Source organism: Pacificimonas sp. ICDLI1SI03, from assembly GCF_054740865.1.
In genome coordinates this window covers 1,670,897-1,689,091 of record NZ_JBSQAU010000001.1, presented here as the reverse complement: position 1 = coordinate 1,689,091, position 18,195 = coordinate 1,670,897, and the positions used below count along the sequence as shown (strand labels likewise).

10 protein-coding genes are annotated in these 18,195 nt (G+C 62.9%); 5 read left to right on the top strand and 5 right to left on the bottom strand.

The features are described 5' to 3' along the window. Positions 1 to 131: 131 nt before the first annotated feature. Entirely contained in the window at positions 132 to 4,370 is a 4,239-nt protein-coding gene (locus tag ACSMXM_RS08125) for a translocation/assembly module TamB domain-containing protein (protein WP_460315401.1), read from the bottom strand. Continuing rightward, complete coding sequence (locus ACSMXM_RS08120; RefSeq protein WP_460315399.1) at positions 4,370 to 6,556, bottom strand: autotransporter assembly complex protein TamA; 2,187 nt, start codon at positions 6,554 to 6,556, stop codon at positions 4,370 to 4,372. Before ACSMXM_RS08120 ends, ACSMXM_RS08125 begins: the two co-directional genes overlap by 1 nt. A 308-nt stretch (positions 6,557 to 6,864) precedes the next feature. Here ACSMXM_RS08120 and scpA point away from each other — a divergent pair, with 308 nt between their 5' ends. Then, positions 6,865 to 9,000, top strand: a complete 2,136-nt coding sequence (gene scpA, locus ACSMXM_RS08115; RefSeq protein ID WP_460315397.1) for a methylmalonyl-CoA mutase — start codon at positions 6,865 to 6,867, stop codon at positions 8,998 to 9,000. 24 nt (positions 9,001 to 9,024) lie between these two features. On the opposite strand, the gene ACSMXM_RS08110 is transcribed toward scpA, so the two are convergent. Both ACSMXM_RS08110 and ACSMXM_RS08105 read right to left on the bottom strand, forming a co-directional pair. After that, complete coding sequence (locus tag ACSMXM_RS08110; protein ID WP_460315395.1) at positions 9,025 to 10,446, bottom strand: cytochrome P450; 1,422 nt, start codon at positions 10,444 to 10,446, stop codon at positions 9,025 to 9,027. Between the two features lie 104 nt (positions 10,447 to 10,550). Then, positions 10,551 to 11,255, bottom strand: coding sequence for a PEP-CTERM sorting domain-containing protein (locus ACSMXM_RS08105; RefSeq protein WP_460315393.1), 705 nt, complete (start codon positions 11,253 to 11,255; stop codon positions 10,551 to 10,553). A 324-nt stretch (positions 11,256 to 11,579) separates the two neighbouring features. On the opposite strand from ACSMXM_RS08105, the gene ACSMXM_RS08100 reads away from it, so the two are divergent. From ACSMXM_RS08100 to ACSMXM_RS08085, 4 genes are read left to right on the top strand one after another with little or no spacing between them, the layout of a single operon-like run. Continuing rightward, on the top strand, positions 11,580 to 12,683 hold the full coding sequence (locus tag ACSMXM_RS08100; RefSeq protein WP_460315392.1) for an efflux RND transporter periplasmic adaptor subunit: 1,104 nt from the start codon (positions 11,580 to 11,582) through the stop codon (positions 12,681 to 12,683). Next, positions 12,680 to 15,817 (top strand): efflux RND transporter permease subunit, encoded by a 3,138-nt coding sequence (locus tag ACSMXM_RS08095; protein WP_460315390.1) that lies wholly within the window; start codon positions 12,680 to 12,682, stop codon positions 15,815 to 15,817. The genes ACSMXM_RS08100 and ACSMXM_RS08095 overlap by 4 nt, the downstream gene beginning before the upstream one ends. Positions 15,818 to 15,861: 44 nt before the next feature. Beyond that, a complete protein-coding gene (locus ACSMXM_RS08090; protein WP_460315388.1) occupies positions 15,862 to 16,242 on the top strand; it encodes a hypothetical protein in 381 nt (126 codons plus the stop codon). A 38-nt stretch (positions 16,243 to 16,280) separates the two neighbouring features. After that, complete coding sequence (locus tag ACSMXM_RS08085) at positions 16,281 to 17,330, top strand: NUDIX hydrolase (RefSeq protein ID WP_460315386.1); 1,050 nt, start codon at positions 16,281 to 16,283, stop codon at positions 17,328 to 17,330. A 27-nt stretch (positions 17,331 to 17,357) separates the two neighbouring features. Here ACSMXM_RS08085 and ACSMXM_RS08080 read toward each other — a convergent pair whose 3' ends face one another. Continuing rightward, positions 17,358 to 18,188: a sterol desaturase family protein gene (locus ACSMXM_RS08080; protein WP_460315384.1), complete on the bottom strand. Its 831-nt coding sequence runs from the start codon at positions 18,186 to 18,188 to the stop codon at positions 17,358 to 17,360. Positions 18,189 to 18,195: the final 7 nt, after the last annotated feature.

Sequence of the window (18,195 nt, the reverse complement as noted above, 5' to 3'; positions counted from 1 at the left end):
CTTTTCCGAAGTGGAAGGGGAACGTACGCAATTGGACGAAAGAGCCTGAACCCCCCACAACGGCAGACGAGCCGTTATTTTTCAGCGACAAGCTGATGGTTTCGGAGATTTTGCGGGGCTTCGGCTTCGCCTCAATAGTCCTTTGAGTAACGCAGATTGACCGCCTGCCCGCCAAAGGTGGACACGCTGGACAATATACTCAGCGCCCGCGACAGGGCGATCTCGATCTGCGTCGCGGTAAAGCCGCGCGTGTCGGTAATGACCTCCACATAGATGTCGTCGGCCAGATATTGGCCCACCGCCAGGGCGGTGCCGCGCCCGGTCGCCTCGTCCGCGCCGACGATCTTCAGGCGATCAAAGCCGGTCGCGCCGCGCAATGACGCAATCGGATTCAGCCCGCCCCCGCCAGAGCCGCGCAGGCTGTTCAGGCTGGCCGCCAGCTGCACAGCCTCCAGCGCGCCCAGTTCCGACGGCGGACCGCCGAACAGGATCAGCGACAGGATCTCGTCCTCCGGCCGAACCGGGCGGGATGTGAACGCGATCTGCGGGTCATATGCGCGGCCGGTGATATTTATGATGGCCGTTACCGTATCGACGTCGGTTTCGGCGCGAATGTCCAGGCGCGGATTGATTTCCTTTTCGCCGGTCATCTCGATGATGCCGCGCGTCAGGTCGAAACTGCTATTGGCAAAGCCGAAGGTGCCGCGCAGGATTTCCAGCTCGCCCCGCACACGATAGTCGCTCGCCGTGCCGCCGACGTTCAGGTCCATCTGCCATTCTGATTCCAGGCCCATGCCGGTGACGAAAATGCGGTTATCGGCACGTATGTCGATGTCGAGATTCCAGTCGGAGGGTGGAACTGCTTCCTCTTCCTCTCCTGCGGCATTCTCGACGCTTTCCAAGCTCACCGGCCGCCTTCTGACGCCCGCCAATTCGGCGATTTCCTCGCCGCCCTGACGCACGATGCGATAACGCGCTTCGGGCAGCGTCAGCGTGCCCGAAATGCTTGCCGGCCGGTTGGGTCCGTTGACGATGTTCAGATCGCCGGAAACGCGTGCAGAAATCCCTTCGCCTTCGGCCAGTTGGGCATTATCCACCGTGACGCTCAGGTCGATGGGATAGCCGTCCTCTGCGGACAGGCTGGCGCGGCCGCTGGCGGAAACAGTGCCCTCCCCGGCGCGGCCGGCCATCTGGTTCAGGACGAAATCCGTATTGGTAAAACGACCGTCCAGCCGCAGGTCGGCAATGCGCGTGCCGAAGGTTTCGTTTTCATATACCAGGCTGTTCGCCTTCACGACGCCGGTCAGCCGCGGCGCATCCAGCCTGCCGGAAACATCCGCCGCAATGGCAAGCGGCCCCTCGAGATGCTGCCCCGCCAGCCCGGCGAAGGAGAAGAGCGCGCTCGCCGGACCGTTATAGCGCAACCCGCCCGACAGGGGCGCCGCGAACAGCTGCTCGCTCCAGCTGCCGGTGCCGCCTTCTGACGGCGACAGGGCGGCTTTCATGCGGCCCACGATCCGCCCGCGTTCCCGCATCAGGGCGCTCAGATCGCCGCCCTCCCCGTTCAGCTTGCCGACCATGGTGATATCGACCGGCTGCGATACGGCGACCGCGCCCGATCGGGTGAAATCGTCCAGCTTCAGGCGCATGTCGGCTTCGGGAAAGGCATCGCTTGACGTTTGCCGGAAATCCACGCTGCCGGTCGCGCTGCCGCCAAAGCCCGCGGCGGGGGCAAAGGCATTCAGGATGCCCAGATCGAACTTGTCGAACCGCGACTGCAGCATGATGCCGTCGCCATAGCTGCCGGCGATCCGCACATCCCCTTCGCGCAGCCGCAAGGTCGCGGGTGCCAGCCTATATCCCTCGTCGGTCATCATGATGCGCAGCGGACGCACGGATTGGACCGACTGACCGGAAATTTCGCCCTTGATCGCCGCCAATATGCTATCTGCACCCAATCTGGCGTTGACGGCGATTTCATAGGGTGTCGGCGCGCTGCCCTCCGCGACCAGACGCGCGGTTCCCGTTCCCCCCGGACTGCCCTCGAATTCGGCGCGCGCCTTGGCAATGCGGAATGTGCCATAGCGCACATCTGCCATCTGCGCCTCGCCATCGATGGTGGGGCCGCTGTCGGGCAGGGCGATTGTCGCATCTATGTCGGCCCTGCGAATACCGATCGGCGTCTCGCCGCCACTGCTGAAGTCGCGAATGCGCGCGTTCAGCGCGGCCGTCTGCACCGCTTCACGCGCGCCCAGCGACACATTGCCCGCCACGCCATTGCCGGAAAGGCTGAGGTCGCCGACGAACGGCCCAGCCGCGGCCTGACGTATCGTGCCTGCCGCCGTCACGCCCGCCAGCGTGGCGCGCTCTATATCGATGATCAGCGCATCTCCCGTGCGGATCAGCAAATCGGCATCGAAATCGCCATAGGGGGTGCCGCCGTTCGCCTGCACGTCATAACCGGCGGCGGTGCCGCGAATGACGGCCTCCACGTCGGTAAAGGCGATGCCCAGCGTCGGATTGGCGGCGGTTACTCGGATTACCGGCGCGTCCGTTGTGCCGCTGATGGCTGTCGTGAAGCGTCCATAGGCGCGGCTCGTCCCCGCCAGGTTGAGCGCGATGCGGCCATCGGGCGTGTACCGCCCCTTGCCACTTGCGCGCAGGCCGGGCGCCGTGACGCGGATATTCTCCACGCCATATATGCCGTCGCCAGGCGCGGTGAAGTCGGCAGTCATCTTTGCCTGCCCGCCGAAAAACTCCTGCACGGTCTCATTGTCGATGCGGCGCGTCTGCACCGCGATGGGGCCGCGCAAGCCGAATGAGCCGTTCGGCCCCGGTACCAGCTTTATGTCGGCAACCAGGTCGACGAGGCCCAGGCCCGGCACTTCATAGCGATTGACCCGGCCCTGAATGGCGCCGGTATATGTGCCGCTGGCAAAGTCCGCGACGATCAGGGCGGTGACATCGATCCGGTCGGTGGTCAGCTTCAGATCGTCGCTGACCGCGCGTCCATCGGCGATACGGAACGTGCCGTTGGCTTTCAAATTGGTCATCAGGCCGCCAACCGCATCCGGCAGGCCGCTGACACGCCGCGCCGTGGCGTTCAGCGGCACGACCATGCCGCCATCCTCTACCCGGCCATCGCCCGATGCGACCAGATCCTCGACCAGCATGTCGTTGATGCCGATCGCTTCCGCCGTCAGTTCATAATCCACGTCGGGAACGGTGAAGGCGTCGTTCAGGACCAGCCGCGTGCGGATCGCACGACCGGCAATGCCCTCGGCGATTGCGCCCGGTTCCAGCAATTGTGCCTCGATCACCATATTTTCAAAGCTGCTGCGGTCCAGCGCCAGCCCGCCCGCGGCGTCGACGGTAAACGCATCTGCGCGCACGGCCACATCAACGCCCATGATTTCCGCGCGTGTATCGACCGTGGCATCGACCGTCAGGCGTTCGCCCGCCATCCGCGCCGCTGGCCCCTCAAGAAAGGAAGACAGGGCAAGCGGGCCCCGCACGCGATAAAGTCCTTCCTCCGCGCTCAGATCCAGGCGCGTAATCGCCTCCCCTGCGGAATCGACCAGCAGGCGCCCGTTCCAGTTGGTCCATGTGCCCACAGACTGTTCGATGCGCGCGCGCAAGGGGCGGGCGACGCCTGTCATTCCGGCCACCAGACCGTCGGCGGGTGCGATCAGATCCATGGCCACGTTCAGCTTGTCGTCCGCCGGGTCCACCAACAGCGACAGGTCGAAGCGATCACCGCCCGCCAGGCCATCTTCCGACAGAGCGCGTGCATCCAGCTCGACGGTCGCCTGGCCGCCATCCAGCAGCACGTCGCCCGCCAGTGTCAGGGCATGGCGGCTGCCCGTCACCGCCTCGCCAATATCCAACCTGCCGACGCTCAACCGGTCGATATCGAGGTTGATGTCGGGGATCAGCGGTTCATTGGGATCGGTCGGCGTCTCGCGAAAGGCAGGCAGGCGGGACAGCGTAGCCTGCGGCACCTCCAGCCGGTCGATGTCGATCAGGCCGGATGCATAGGCCAGCGGGTGCCAGTCCATTTCCGCGCGCGGGATGGTCAGGAACACACCGTCGGGATCGGCAATGCTCAAATCGGTAACGACCATGCCGCCATATAGCGACCCGTCAATGGCACCGACTTCGATGTCCATGCCGTTTTCGAATTCCAGTCCGCTGATCTGCTGCGCCACGAACCGGCGGCCGGGGCCAGTATCCAGCGCAAAGACCAGCAGCACGATCAGCAGCAGCAATGCCGCAATGACGATCCCCAACCATTTCAGCGCAGTGGGGCTGCCGGAGGATTCTTTCGCCTCGACTTCCACATCGTCCGGGGTGTTCATGGTCTCCGCCATCAGAACGCCTGCCCGATGGAAATATAAACACCAAAACGGGCCTCGCCCGGGCGGCGGTTCACCGGCATGGCGATGTCGGCACGGAACGGTCCGAAATTGGTGTAATAGCGTGCGCCGATACCGATGCCGTAGCGCATGTCGGAAAATTGCGGCGTCGTGGCTTCATAGACCTGACCCGCATCGACAAAGGCGACGGCACCGAAATTGCCGAAACGATAGCGGCCTTCGGCGGCGAACTCGTTGACGCTGCGGCCACCCAGCGGATCATTATTGCTGTCGCGCGGGCCGAGATCCTGAAAGCCGAAGCCGCGTACAGAGCCGCCGCCGCCGGCATAATAGCGCCGTGATGGCGCCAGATTATCGCGGCTGATGCCCTGAATACTGCCCAGTCTCACGCGCCCCGCCAGAACGAAGCTCTCGCCAATGCCCTGATAACCGCTGACGTCCATCAGGCCGCGGCCATAGGGGGCGAAATCGCCGCCCTGCAGCGATGCTTCCGGACTCAGGCGAACGGTCGCGCGGAATCCTTTCGTCGGGTCCAGCAGACTGTCGGAGCTGTCGAAGCCCAACTGGCCGGGCAGGGCGGCGATGGCAAAGGTATTGCGGTTGCGGTCGCCCACCGTGTCGTCAAAGCGGGTTTCCTGCGATCCGATCAGCTCGAAACCATAGGCATAGGTCCACCGCTTCTGCCAGATCGGCGTCGAATCGCGGCTGATCCGGCCGACCAGACTCGCCGTGCGGGCATTGAACGCCTGGAAATCCTGCCGCCTGACATCGAATCCCAATTGCACCGTGCGGTCGCGCTGTCCTGCATTGGATCGGCGGAAAAGGGCGCCGACGCCCTGTTCCTTCGTGCCCGCCACGGCATTCAGCTCCAGCGCTCCTTCAGGCGGGAAAAGGTTTCTGTTGATCCAGCGCCCCTCCAGGCGGAACCCCTGGCCCGTGCCATAGCCTGCGTCCGCCTGCAGTGACCGGTCCGGCCCTTCGACCTGCCGGACCAGCAGATCGACATATTCCGTTCCCTCCGGGCCTGCTTCGCCGGTCCTGACGGGCTCGATGGAAACGCTGTTGAACAGGTTCGTCGCGACCATCGCCTCGCGCAGATCGTCCTGCCTGCGAACGTCGTACAATTCACCGCGGTCGAAGCGGCTCAGCACCTCGATATGTTCGGGATCGAAAACGGCGTTTTCTTCGACCTGTATGCCGCCGAAGCGCGCGCGGGGACCCAGGTCGACGGGCAGTACGTAATCGCCGGTATGGTCTTCGCCATCCAGCAATATGTCGCGCTGCTCCACCTCTGCGAAGGGGTAGCCGTTGAACGGAAACAGCAGACTGATCGTGGCCTCGGCGCTCAGAACGTCGTCGGCGACGATGGGCGCGCCGACCTCGATTTCCAGATTGTCGCTCACCAGGCCAGCCGGGATCGCTTCGTCCTCGCCGACCACCTCGATACTGGAAAATTCATAACGCGGGCCGGGAACGACCACCAGGTCGACGCGAAACCGCCCATCGGGTTCGGCGGGCAATGCGATGTTACTGTCGGCGTTCGCGTCGAAATACCCCTGGGAGCGCAGCAGTCGCACGGCAAGCTCCGCATCCGATTCGGCGCGTGCTGTCAGCATCGCGGCGTTCGCCGCCTCGGCGCTCCGCTCCAATGCGGACAGGGACCGAAACTGACCCTCCAGCCCGGCTTCGTCCAGCCCGTCGATGACCAAGCGGTAGCGAATGGCCGGCGCTGCTTCCGCAGCCTCTTCCGTCGGCTCCTCCGGCGTCGTGACATCGAAACTGTCGAGCGGTTCCAGGGGCGCTGCCAGCGCTTCGTCCTCGACGGGCACGTCCTCGATGATCTCCGTGGTGGTGCCGTCGTCTAGGGCAGGCAGGTCAACGGTATCGCCCGGAACGCCGGATTCCGGGACAGCCCCGCCCGGCGTTTCTTCATCGGGGGCAGCGTCAGAGATAGCGTCGGGGGCCGCGTCATCCCCGCTCTCTTCATCGCCAGAAATCGCCGCTCCCTCGTCCAGTGGCGGCAGCGCCTCCTCGAAATCCTCGTCATTGATGATGGGATCGCTCGGTTCATCATCGGCCGCATCATCGGCGGGAACGGCGGGACTGGCCGGCTGGTCCTGCGCCCACACGGGGTTGCCCAATATCAGGCCGGTCAGAAACAAGAGCGAGGTGCGGGTCAAAATCAGATACTTTATACTCTTGGTTAAACCGTTCGCCCGTTGTGTCAAAATCACTTATCGTCACGAAACGTCCATGACCAGCCGTTTGAAAAGAAGCGCCCGGCCCCTTTTCCGTTCCGCCGCAATGGCGCCGGGCGGGGCGGTCCCGGGCGGTTCATCCTTCAGTCACGCTCTTCATCTACGCTCTTGGCTGCGAGTCGGCTCCCCCCCGGCTCGCTCGAAAGTACTTTCGTACCTCCCTGCCTCTCACCTTATGGGTGACAGGCAGGGCCGTTCTGCGCTTTAAGCCCGCCCAAAGGAGATTTTTCGTGGCGGACAAGAACGACTGGCAGGCAAAGGCCGAAAAGGAAGTCAAAGGTAAGGAACTGACCTGGCACACGCCGGAGGGGATCGCGATCGATCCCGTCTATACGGCGAAGGATGCTGAGGGGCTGGATGCCGGCCTTCCCGGTTTTCCCCCGTATACGCGCGGCCCCTATGCATCCATGTATGCCGGTCGCCCCTGGACCATTCGCCAATATGCCGGCTTTTCCACCGCCGAGGAATCGAACGCCTTTTACCGCCGCAATCTTGCCGCGGGGCAGAAGGGGCTTTCCGTCGCGTTCGATCTCGCCACCCATCGCGGTTATGACAGTGATCATCCGCGCGTTGCAGGCGACGTAGGAAAGGCGGGCGTCGCCATCGACACGGTCGAGGACATGCAGGTTCTGTTCGATCAGATTCCGCTCGACACCATGTCGGTGTCCATGACCATGAACGGTGCGGTCATTCCAATCCTCGCCTTCTACATCGTCGCGGCGGAAGAGCAGGGCGTCAGCCAGGAGAAGCTCTCCGGCACCATTCAGAACGACATTCTGAAGGAGTTCATGGTCCGCAACACCTATATCTATCCGCCAGCGCCCTCCATGCGGATCGTCTCCGACATTATCGGGTACACATCGGCGAACATGCCGCGTTTCAACAGCATCTCCATTTCCGGCTATCACATGCAGGAGGCGGGTGCGACGCAGGTTCAGGAACTGGCCTATACCATCGCCGACGGCATGGAATATGTCCGCGCCGCAAAGGAAACCGGCCTCGACGTCGACGCCTTCGCGCCGCGCCTCTCCTTCTTCTTCGCGATCGGCATGAATTTCTTCATGGAAATCGCAAAGCTACGGGCCGCGCGCAAGCTGTGGTACAAGATGATGACGGATCTTGGCGCCCAGTCGGAAAAATCGAAGCTGCTGCGTACCCATTGCCAGACGTCCGGCGCTTCGCTGACGGAGCAGGACCCCTATAACAACATCGTCCGTACCGCCGTTGAGGCGATGGCAGCCGCGCTGGGCGGTACGCAATCGCTGCACACCAATTCGTTCGACGAGGCCATTGCCCTGCCGACCGATTTCTCCGCCCGTATCGCGCGCAACACGCAGCTGATCCTGCAGGAGGAGACGGGCATCACGCAGGTCGCCGATCCGCTTGGCGGCTCCTACTATGTCGAGAGCCTGACGCAGGCGCTTTACGACGAAGCGCTGGAGCTGATCGAGGAGGCCGAACAGGCGGGCGGCATGACGAAGGCAGTGGCTGCCGGCATCCCCAAATCCCGCATAGAGGAGGCCGCCGCCGCAAAGGCCGCGCGTCTCGACCGGGGCGAGGATGTCGTCGTCGGCGTCAATAAATATCGCCTAGCAAAGGAAGATCCCATCGAAACGATGGAGGTGGACAATGTCCGCGTCCGCGCCGGCCAGATCGCGCGCCTGGAGAAGAACCGCGCCGCCCGCGACGATGCCGCGTGCCGCGCCGCTCTTGAGGCACTGACCGCCGGTGCGAAAGCCGACGGCAACCTTCTGGCGCTTGCCGTCGACGCCGCCCGCGCCCGCGCGACGCTTGGCGAAATCTCGACCGCGATGGAGGATGCCTTCGGTCGCTACGACACGGTGCCGACGCCGGTTAAGGGCGTCTATGGCGGCGCCTATGCCGGCGATCCGGAATGGCAGCGCGTCGTCGACGGCGTAGAGGCCGTGGCCCAGCGCAAGGGCCGCGCGCCGCGCATGATGGTGGCCAAATTGGGTCAGGACGGCCACGACCGCGGCGCCAATCTGATCGCCTCCGCATTCGGCGATCTGGGCTTCGAGGTCATATCCGGGCCGCTGTTTCAAACGCCGGGAGAGGCGGCGAAACAGGCGATGGAGCAGGATGTCGATGTTGTGGGCGCATCATCGCTCGCCGCAGGCCACAAGACGCTGATCCCGGAACTGATCGGCGAGCTGAAGGAGGCCGGGTCCGGCATTCGCGTCGTCGCTGGCGGCGTCATCCCGCAAAAGGACTATGAATTCCTGCGCAATGCGGGCGTCGCGGGCATTTACGGCCCCGGCACCAATGTCATCGACGCCGCTGCGGACGTCCTCAGGATCCTCGGCCACAACATGCCACCCGAAGGCTTGGAAGAGGCGGCTGAATAGGGGAAGGCCGGGGACCGCCTTTTCTCAGGCAGTCCCCGCCCGTTTTATCAGGCCGAGGGGCAGGCCGTCGCGCGGTCGCGGAATAGGCACCATCTGCCAGCGCGGCTCATAGGCTGCCGCCACATCGATATGGCGGGCGTGCAATAATTCGAACAGGAACGTCTTCGCCTGCATATGGGCGAAATGCAGGCCCAGGCACATATGGGCGCCGCCGCCAAACGGGACATAGGCGTGCTTGTCACGTGCCTTTTCCTGTTCCCGTTCGAACCGCGCAGGGTCATAGCGTTCCGGATCGGGCCAGATATTGGGGTCGCGGTGCACCATCATCGGGCAGATGCCGACATGGGTCCCCGCCGGAATGACATGGTTGCGGAACGTGAACGTCCTCAGCGCCCGGCGCGGAATGAAGGGCACAGGCGGGCGCAGGCGCATCGCCTCCTTGAACGCCTGATCCGCCAGTTCCAGATCGCCCAGCCGGTCATAGGGCAGATCGCTGCCGACTTCGCCGCGCAGCGCTTCCGATTCCTGCCGGACCCGCTCCTGCCAGGTCGGTGCCTTGCCCAGATAAAATACCGTCGCCGACAGCGACGATGTCAGCGTGTCGTGCGCCGCCATCATCAGGAAGTTCATATGATCGATGACCTGCCGGTCGGTCAGCAATTGGCCGTCATCGCCCGTCGCGTTGACGACCTGCGTGAACATGTCGTCGGCCTGCTTGCCCCTGCGCCGGGGGATTTCCCGCCCGAAATATTCGACCAGATAGGCGCGTCCGCGCACCCCGCGCCGCATCTGCGTAAGAGGCAGCGGCTTTCGAACCGGCGTCACGGACGCCTGCACCATGTCGACGAACGCTTGGTTCACGCGGTCCGCTTCCGGTCCCCAGGGTATGCCCAGAAAGGACGCCGCCGCCAGGTCTAGCGTCAATTCCTTCATGGCGGGATAGATTTTCAGCCGTTCCGGCCATTCCGCGATGCGGCGGCGTATCCCGTCCTGCAGCAGCGTCAGATAGGCCTGCATGGGCGCGGGCTTGAAGGCGACCGACAGCACCTTGCGGTGCGCGCGGTGCTCCTCGAAATCCTGCATCATCAGGCCGCGCGGAAACAGCTTTCCCAATATGGGATACCATCCCTGTTCGCTGGAAAAGATCCGCTCGCGGTTCATCAGAACCAGTTCATTGGCGTCCGCGCCGATCATCTGGACCGAGGGGCCGGTCAGCGTCTCAATGGCAAAGACATCGCCGAAATCCTCTCGCCGTTCCTGTTGCAACCGGACGGTGTCGAACAGAAAACGCCGCAGCGTGCGCAGTTTTTTCAGAAAGGAGGCATGGCCGGGGCCCGGCAGATGGGCGAAGTCCGCCGCTGTCGGTTCCGGCAGGCGGCGATAGCGTTCGACGGCGGTGGATCCGTCGTCGGTACGGAATTCGGTCGGGTCGATAGGCGCGTTCATGGCGTTGCTCCTCTTAGGAGCGGGGCTTACACGCACCGCCAATTTGAGCGCAACTTAGGATAACGGAGAGGGCGTTTGCCCCCTCCGCATCCAGCTTGGTATGTTTAGCTGCGCGCTGCTTTGCGGCGTGCGGCGATGCTGCCGGCGCCAAGGCCACCCAGGCCAAGACCGAACAGCGCCAGCGCGGCAGGCTCGGGAACCTGCGCGTCGAGGTTTTCGACGGTGATGTTGCTGAGATTATAGTTGAAGCTGACCGCAACGCCGGTCGGCTGCGAGCCGGACTGGCGCGAAACGAAGAAGCTCAGCTGATCCTGCAGGCCGAAGATGTCGGGGTCGAACGCGCCCGGCAGATCGGAGCGGGACAGCGCATCGAAGCTGCCGGAAAGCCCCAGGGTGAAATTATAGCTGTTCGTGCCGGCGGGCTCGCCGGTGATCAGCGATGGGCCGATATTCATATTGTTGAAGGACAGGCGGTCGCGGCCAAAGCTGTACTGGTCGGACACCTGGATGGAACCGAAATTACGGTCTTCGACCAGCGTACCGATGCCGCTGCCGAAATCCAGGCTCAGGTCGGTGACAGCGCCGCTATAGTTGAACGCAGAACGGCTGTCGTTGACGACGAACGGGGTTCCCGCCCTGGTGTCGTCATAGATCAGATAGCCGGTGACGGTCGGGATCGCCGTGCCAAAGACGTTGGCGCGGTCGGGGCTGGAATTGGTGCCGGTGAAGCTCACCTTGATGCGGTCGGCATGCGCAGGCGAAGCAAGAGTGACCAGAGTAAGGGCGGCAGAACAAAGCAGGTAACGCATCGAATATTTCCCTTTGACAGTTGCCGATCCTCCAAAGCGAACGTCAGGGGCGGGGGATCGTTAAAGGTCTGTTAACCGTGCTTATTGACGGTTCAGGGTCGTAACGATTGCAGGCGTATGAACCTTTGGCGGCGCTTTTGTGCAGCGCGGCAAAAGCCGGTTGCCGGGAACGGAGGTGCCGCCTATGTTTTGGCTAGCTGAGGCGCGCGCATCCGCAGTGCATGTGTTCATTTATCACACGCGCGCGTAATGATATTATGTTATGGAATTCCAAGGGGCGCGGCATTTCTGCTACGTAGCCCAATCTAGTTCATAAGGGCCGATATGATCCTACACCGCATTCTGCCGATCTGTCTTATGACCGCCCTGCTGGCGGCATGCGGATCGGATAATGGGGGTCAGGGCGGCGGCCCCGACGAAAGCGCGCCTACAGTTGTGGGCGGAAGGGTGTCCGAACATGGGTTTTCCAGCGCGATAGAGGCTGTAGGTACCGCCTTTGCTCGCGAAGAAACGGTTCTGACGGCCCCCGTTACCGAGCGCATCGAGCGCCTGGGTTTTTCCGACGGAGACTTCGTCCGCCGGGGCAGCATGATCGCTCAGCTTTCACGCGGAGAAGAAGCAGCCGATCTTGCCGCTGTCGAAGCGCGCGCGAGAGAGGCGCAGCAACAATTGGGCCGTTTGCAGGAACTGCAGGATCGCGGCTTTGCTACCCGTTCCAACGTCGATACGCAGGTCGCCAGCCGCGACAGCGCCCGTGCGGATGCCAGTGCGATCCGGTCCCGCATAGAAGACCGGGTCATTCGCGCCCCGTTTGACGGCGTCATCGGCCTCCGCACTATTTCTCCCGGTGCCGTCATCAGTGCGGGTTCGCCTATTGCGACGATCAGCGACATTTCATCCATCAATCTCGATTTTACCGTTCCAGAGCAATATCTTTCCGCCATCGACGAAGGGCAGGAAATCAGGGCCGTTGCTGCAGCTTATCCGGGGGAGCCGTTCCGCGGAAAGATCGACGGCATCGATCCTCGCGTTGATCCGCTTTCCCGCAGCGTCACGGTACGCGCGGTACTCCCCAATCCCGATCGCCGACTGCGTCCTGGCATGCTGCTCAGTGTCGATATCGTGTCGCAATCCTATACCGCTATGGCGATCCCGGAAACGGCGTTGATCCTGCAGGGCGATGATTCCTTTGTATTCCAGATCGACGATGAAGGCATTGCGCGGCGGACCCGCATCGAAACCGGATTGCGTTCCGATGGCATGATAGAGGTCCGGGACGGCCTGGCGCTCGGCACGCCGATCGTCGCCGATGGCACCGTGAAGGTGCGCGACGATGCCCCTGTGGATGCGAAAATGCCGGAGCGTGGTTCGGGCGCCGCGGCCTGCGCCGATAATGCAGCCACCAAGGAGGCTGTGGCCCGGGGATGATGCTTTCCGACGTCTCGGTAAAGCGCCCGGTCTTTGCGATCGTTCTCAGCCTGATCCTGCTTCTCGCGGGGGCGGTTGCGTTTCTGCAATTATCCGTCCGGGAATATCCTGCGATCGACCCACCTATCGTCTCGGTGGACGTCAATTATCCCGGCGCCGCCGCCAGCGTCGTCGAATCCCGTATCACGCAATTGATCGAGGATCGCGTTGCGGGGGTAGAGGGGATCGACACGATCCGTTCTTCATCACGCGATGGCCGCGCCGATGTCAGCATCGAATTCTCGCCCAATCGCGATGTCGATAATGCTGCAAATGATGTCCGCGATCGTGTGTCGGGCGTCCTCGACAATCTGCCGGAGGAGGCTGATCCGCCGGAAGTGAACAAGGTCGATTCCGACAGTCAGTCCATCATGTGGCTTAACCTGACAGGTGAGGGGCGGACGCAATTATGGCTGGCAGACTATCTTGATCGCGTCCTCGTCGACCGCTTTTCCTCCATTGACGGTGTGGCGCGGGTGCAGGGCGGGGGCAGCGCCAGGCCCGCCATTCGTATATGGCTGGATAAGCAGGCGCTGACCGCTTACCGATTGACGCCCGCAGACATCGAAGAGGCGCTTCGGCGGGAGAATGTCGAGCTTCCCGCCGGCCGGCTGGAGTCCGCAGACCTGAACCTGACGGTCCGCGTGGCGCGTGGCTACGGACAGGTGGAGGATTTTGAGGGTCTCGTGCTCCGCCGTGGCGACGATGGTTCGCTGCTGCGGCTGGGCGACGTTGCCAATATCGAATTGGGTGCCGAGGACCCGTATAATTATTTCCGGTCCAATGGCGTTGCCGGCGTCGGCATGGGTATTGTCGGTCAGTCCGGCGCCAACACGCTTGCCGTCGCCAATGATGTGAGGGAACGGCTGGCGGAGGTGCAAAAGCTTCTTCCAACGGGTGTGGAGCTTTCCGTCACTTACGACAGCAGCGTGTTTATCGATGCCGCCATCGATAATGTCTGGGAAACACTCGCTATCGCCGCCCTGCTCGTCATCGTGGTGATCTACCTGTTTCTCGGCAGCGTCCGCGCCACGATCATACCCGCGGTCACCGTTCCGATCAGCCTGGTCGGCAGCTTCTTCGTGCTTTGGATTCTCGGCCTCAGCATCAATTTGCTGACCCTTCTTGCACTGGTCATGGCCATCGGCCTGGTGGTCGATGACGCCATCGTGATTCTGGAAAACATCTATCGCCGCATCGAGGAGGGGGAGAGCCGCCTGCTCGCCGCCTATGCCGGCGCGCGTCAGGTCGGTTTTGCCGTGATCGCCACGACCGCCGTTGTCATCGCCGTTTTCGTGCCCGTCATGTTCCTGCCGGGCAATACCGGCCTTCTGTTCCGCGAACTGGCCATCACCATGATCGTGTCGGTATCCATTTCCATGTTCGTGGCGCTTACGCTGATCCCTGTCCTTTGCTCGAAAATCCTGAAACGGTCAGGCAATGGCACGGGACTGACGCAATTCGTCGACCGTCATTTCAACCGCATGTCCAGCCGCTATGAATCCCTGTTGCAACGGCTGGTGCATCGGCCGGTTCTCATTGGGCTTACGGCTTTGGGCCTGGTGGCGGCTTTTGCGCTTCTCGGCCTCGCAAATCTCACCAGCGAACTTGCCCCCCAGGAAGATTCCGGGTCCCTGAACGGCACTGTCAACATTTCTGAGGGCGCCGGGTGGCAGCGCCTCGTCAATGTCATGGATGACATGGAAACTCTGCTCGCGCCAATGGTCGATCCCAGTGAAGATCAGTCGGGGGACGGACCCATCCGCAGCGCGGTTCTGCGCGCGCCGGGCGGCTGGGGGACCACCGGCGATTTCTCCAATGGTCGTATGATCATTTTCCTTAAGGAATGGGAACATAGAGACGAGACAACGCAGGAGGTCGCCCAGCGCATGAACACCATGCTGGCCGAGTATCCCGCCGCTCAGGCCCGGGTATTCCCGGGCGGCGGTCTCGGCAATCGTGGCGGTCAGCCGATCGAATTCGTGATCGCTGGCGACACGTATGAGGAACTGGCGCGCGCACGCGATGCGCTGTTCGTCGCCGCCGACAATTTCCCCGGCATCGATACGCTGGAATCCGATTACAAGGAAACGCGCCCGCAATTGGTCGTCGACGTAAATACCACGCGTGCGGCGGATCTGAACGTTTCCACCCAGGATATCGGCCGTACCCTGGAAACCATGATGGGGTCGCGCCGCGTCGGTACATATGTGGACCGGGGCGAGGAATATGATGTCGTCGTGCAGGCAGAGGCGGAGGACCGCGTGACTGCCGAGGACCTCAGCGGCGTCAATGTGCGCGGACGCGACGGTACGGTCGTGCCGCTGTCCGCACTCGTGACCGTTCGCCAGACGGCTGAGGCCGGCGAACTGAACCGCTTCAACAAACTACGCGCCATCAAGCTGGAGGGAACGCTCGCCCCCGGTGCATCTCTTGGGGAGGCGCTCGACTTTCTCGAGGCTGAGGCGGCGCAACTGCCAGAGGTTGCCGCCATCGGCTATGAGGGGGAAAGCCGTGCCCTGCGGCAGACCGGCGGATCCATCTGGATGGTGCTGGGGTTCACCATTCTTCTCGTCTACCTCGTCCTCGCCGCTCAGTTCGAAAGTTTCGTCACTCCGTTTGTTATCATTCTCGGCGTGCCAATGGCGGTCGGCGGGGGCATTTTCGGCCTCGTCGTGATGGACCATTCGCTGAACCTCTACAGCCAGATCGGACTGGTCATGCTGGTGGGTCTCGCAGCAAAGAACGGTATCCTGATCGTCGAATTCGCAAACCAGCTTCGCGATGAGGGAGAGGAATTCGTTGCCTCCATCGTCACTGCGGCGACCCGCCGTCTGCGCCCGGTCCTGATGACCAGCATCGCGACCGTCGCCGGCGCGCTTCCCCTGATGCTCGCCACCGGCGCGGGCGCCGCCAGCCGCCAGGCGATCGGCACGGTCATCGTGTGGGGCGTCGGCATCTCGACGCTTCTCACCCTCTTCGTCATTCCCACCTTCTACTGGCTGCTTGCCCGCAATACCGGCAGTCCGGAGGCAGTGACGCGCCGGCTGCAGGCCCAGCTTTCCGACAGCGAAACCCCGCAACCGGCGGAATAAACCCGGGACTCGACCCGGCAGCGCTCCGGCAATAACGACGGCGCGTGCGACGCCTTCTTCGTTTTTACTCTGCTTTCGCATTGGTCCTGCCGCTGGCGCTGGTATTTCAGCTCTGGTCACTGGCCAGCTGCTGTATCCCGGCGACCGCGCGGTCCGATGCGGCCTGGGCACCAGGCGGTGTTCTGGTCATCTGTTCGGGCAATGGCACGACGCAAATCGATGTCGACGATCCCGCGCCGCAGCAGGATCATGGCAGCAGCTGCGCCGCGCTGTGTGCGATGGCGGCGCTGGGGCTTCTGGTTCTGCTGGCCGTTCCGGTCCGGTTTGGGCGCCTGCCGCGATTGCCGTTGCGATCTGTTTTTTCTGCCGATCCGCGCGCGCCGCCTCTCGCATATCGCTCCCGCGCACCTCCCTTTCTCGTCTGATCCCTTCCCGAAAGATTCAGACAGAAAGAAACCAGACAATGAAAAAGACGATTATCGCCGCGTCCCTCGCGGCTGCGGCGCCTCTGTGCGCGTCCGCCCATGATGTAAGCGCGCTGGACCATGCGCCCATCGGCGTCATGGGCGACCATCGCCACGGGCAGGGGGAATTCATGCTTTCCTACCGCCTTATGTATATGGACATGGGCGGCGTTCAGATCGGCACCGACAGCGTTTCGCCGGATACGGTCGCAACGACGGTCCCGAACCGGTTTGCCGGCGCTCCCGGTCAGCCGCCAACGCTCAGGATCGTTCCGCTGCAGATGCGGATGGACATGCACATGCTTGGGGCGATGTACGGCATCAGCGATCGCATCACGCTGATGGCCATGGGCAGCTATGTCGCAAAGGAAATGGACCATGCCACTTATCAGGGGGGCATGGGCACCGGACGGCTGGGCGAATTCACTACCTCGCCACAGGGGTTTGCCGATACCAAATTATCCGCGCTTATCGGCCTGACCGAAACGGTCCATGTGAATGCGGGAATATCCGTGCCGACCGGTTCCATCACAAAGACGGACGATATCCTGACCCCCATGGGGATGCAGCCGATCGTCCGCGTCCCCTATGCGATGCAATTGGGCAGCGGCACATGGGACCTGGAACCCGGCATCACCTATCGTGACCAGACATCCGCATTTGGCTGGGGCGCGCAGGTGAAGGGCACAATCCGCCTGGGCACCAATGATGCGGGCTACCGTCAGGGCGACCGCTATATGGCAACGGCCTGGCTGGCCTATTCGCTGGATCAGGCTATCGCCGTTTCCGCGCGGCTGCAGGGGGAAACCCTGGGCCGGGTGAATGGCATGGACCCCAACATCGCCGGTCCGGTTCAGACCGCGAACCCCGATTTTCAGGGCGGCGAGAAGCTGACAGGCTTTGTCGGTGTGAACAGCGTTTTCACCCACGGTGCGCTTGCCGGGTGGCGCGTCGGCGTAGAGGCTGGCCTGCCGCTGGTGCAGGATCTCAACGGGCCGCAAATGCCCGATGACTGGTCACTGACGGTCGGCGTGCAAAAGGCGTTCTAATGCCTCGCCGGCGGGAACGTTGCCTGTTCAGGCGGCAGCGTTCCCGTCGCGCTTCTCGGGCGGGCGCCGCCGCACCAGCGGATAGAAGACTTCCTCACTCCAATGCGCACTTGGGCCGGGCACACCATATTTCCATGGCCGTCCCTTGGGGATGTGCAGCGTGCCAAACGCCCAGTCGAATAGCGACAGGATAACCGCAAAGTTGCGATAGCTTGCGCCGTCCTTGCCATAACCATGGTGGCTGTGATGCACGCCGGGCGAAACGATGACATGCTCCAGCGCGCGAAATGCGGGGCCGAACAGGCGGTGGCGGCGGATTGGATCGTCCCAGCGAAAATTGCTGTGCGTGACGATGTTCCAGACATACAGGCTCAGGCCCACCGCCGTCGCCGCCGGCACCTGCCCCAGATAGAGGGCGAGGCCGATGACCAGCGATTGCGGCTGCATCAGCGCCCAGAACAGATTGATGCGCCAGATGACGATGCTGTTCATGAACTTGCCGCTGTGGTGGGTGCGGTGCAGCTTCCACAGCCATTCCAGCTGCGGCCGCTTCCCGCGCCCCTCGTGCGCCCAGCGATGCACCCAGTAAAACAGCAGCTCGGCCAGCACCAGCGTGACCAGAAAGCCCGTCCAGACCGGCACATCCGCCGCCGCGTCCTTCGATTCCGGCAACAGCGCCGCGAACATCATCGCTGTCAGCACGGCAGCCAGCGGCCGCACCAGCGCCATGCCCACCGCGCCGCACAACACATTGGTGAACCAGTCGGCGCGCGTATAAATCCCCCGATGGTGCCCCTTTGCGATCTCAAGGAACAACACCGCCAGTCCAAAGACCAGATAAAATAATCCCACGGACATCGATTTT

Excerpts from the sequence above, each read along its gene's own strand:
- ACSMXM_RS08125 (WP_460315401.1), bottom strand. The coding sequence starts at position 4,370 with ATGGCGGAGACCATGAACACCCCGGACGATGTGGAAGTCGAGGCGAAA.
- ACSMXM_RS08110 (WP_460315395.1), bottom strand. The coding sequence starts at position 10,446 with ATGAACGCGCCTATCGACCCGACCGAATTCCGTACCGACGACGGATCC.
- ACSMXM_RS08105 (WP_460315393.1), bottom strand. The coding sequence starts at position 11,255 with ATGCGTTACCTGCTTTGTTCTGCCGCCCTTACTCTGGTCACTCTTGCT.
- ACSMXM_RS08100 (WP_460315392.1), top strand. The coding sequence starts at position 11,580 with ATGATCCTACACCGCATTCTGCCGATCTGTCTTATGACCGCCCTGCTG.
- ACSMXM_RS08095 (WP_460315390.1), top strand. The coding sequence starts at position 12,680 with ATGATGCTTTCCGACGTCTCGGTAAAGCGCCCGGTCTTTGCGATCGTT.
- ACSMXM_RS08085 (WP_460315386.1), top strand. The coding sequence starts at position 16,281 with ATGAAAAAGACGATTATCGCCGCGTCCCTCGCGGCTGCGGCGCCTCTG.
- ACSMXM_RS08080 (WP_460315384.1), bottom strand. The coding sequence starts at position 18,188 with ATGTCCGTGGGATTATTTTATCTGGTCTTTGGACTGGCGGTGTTGTTC.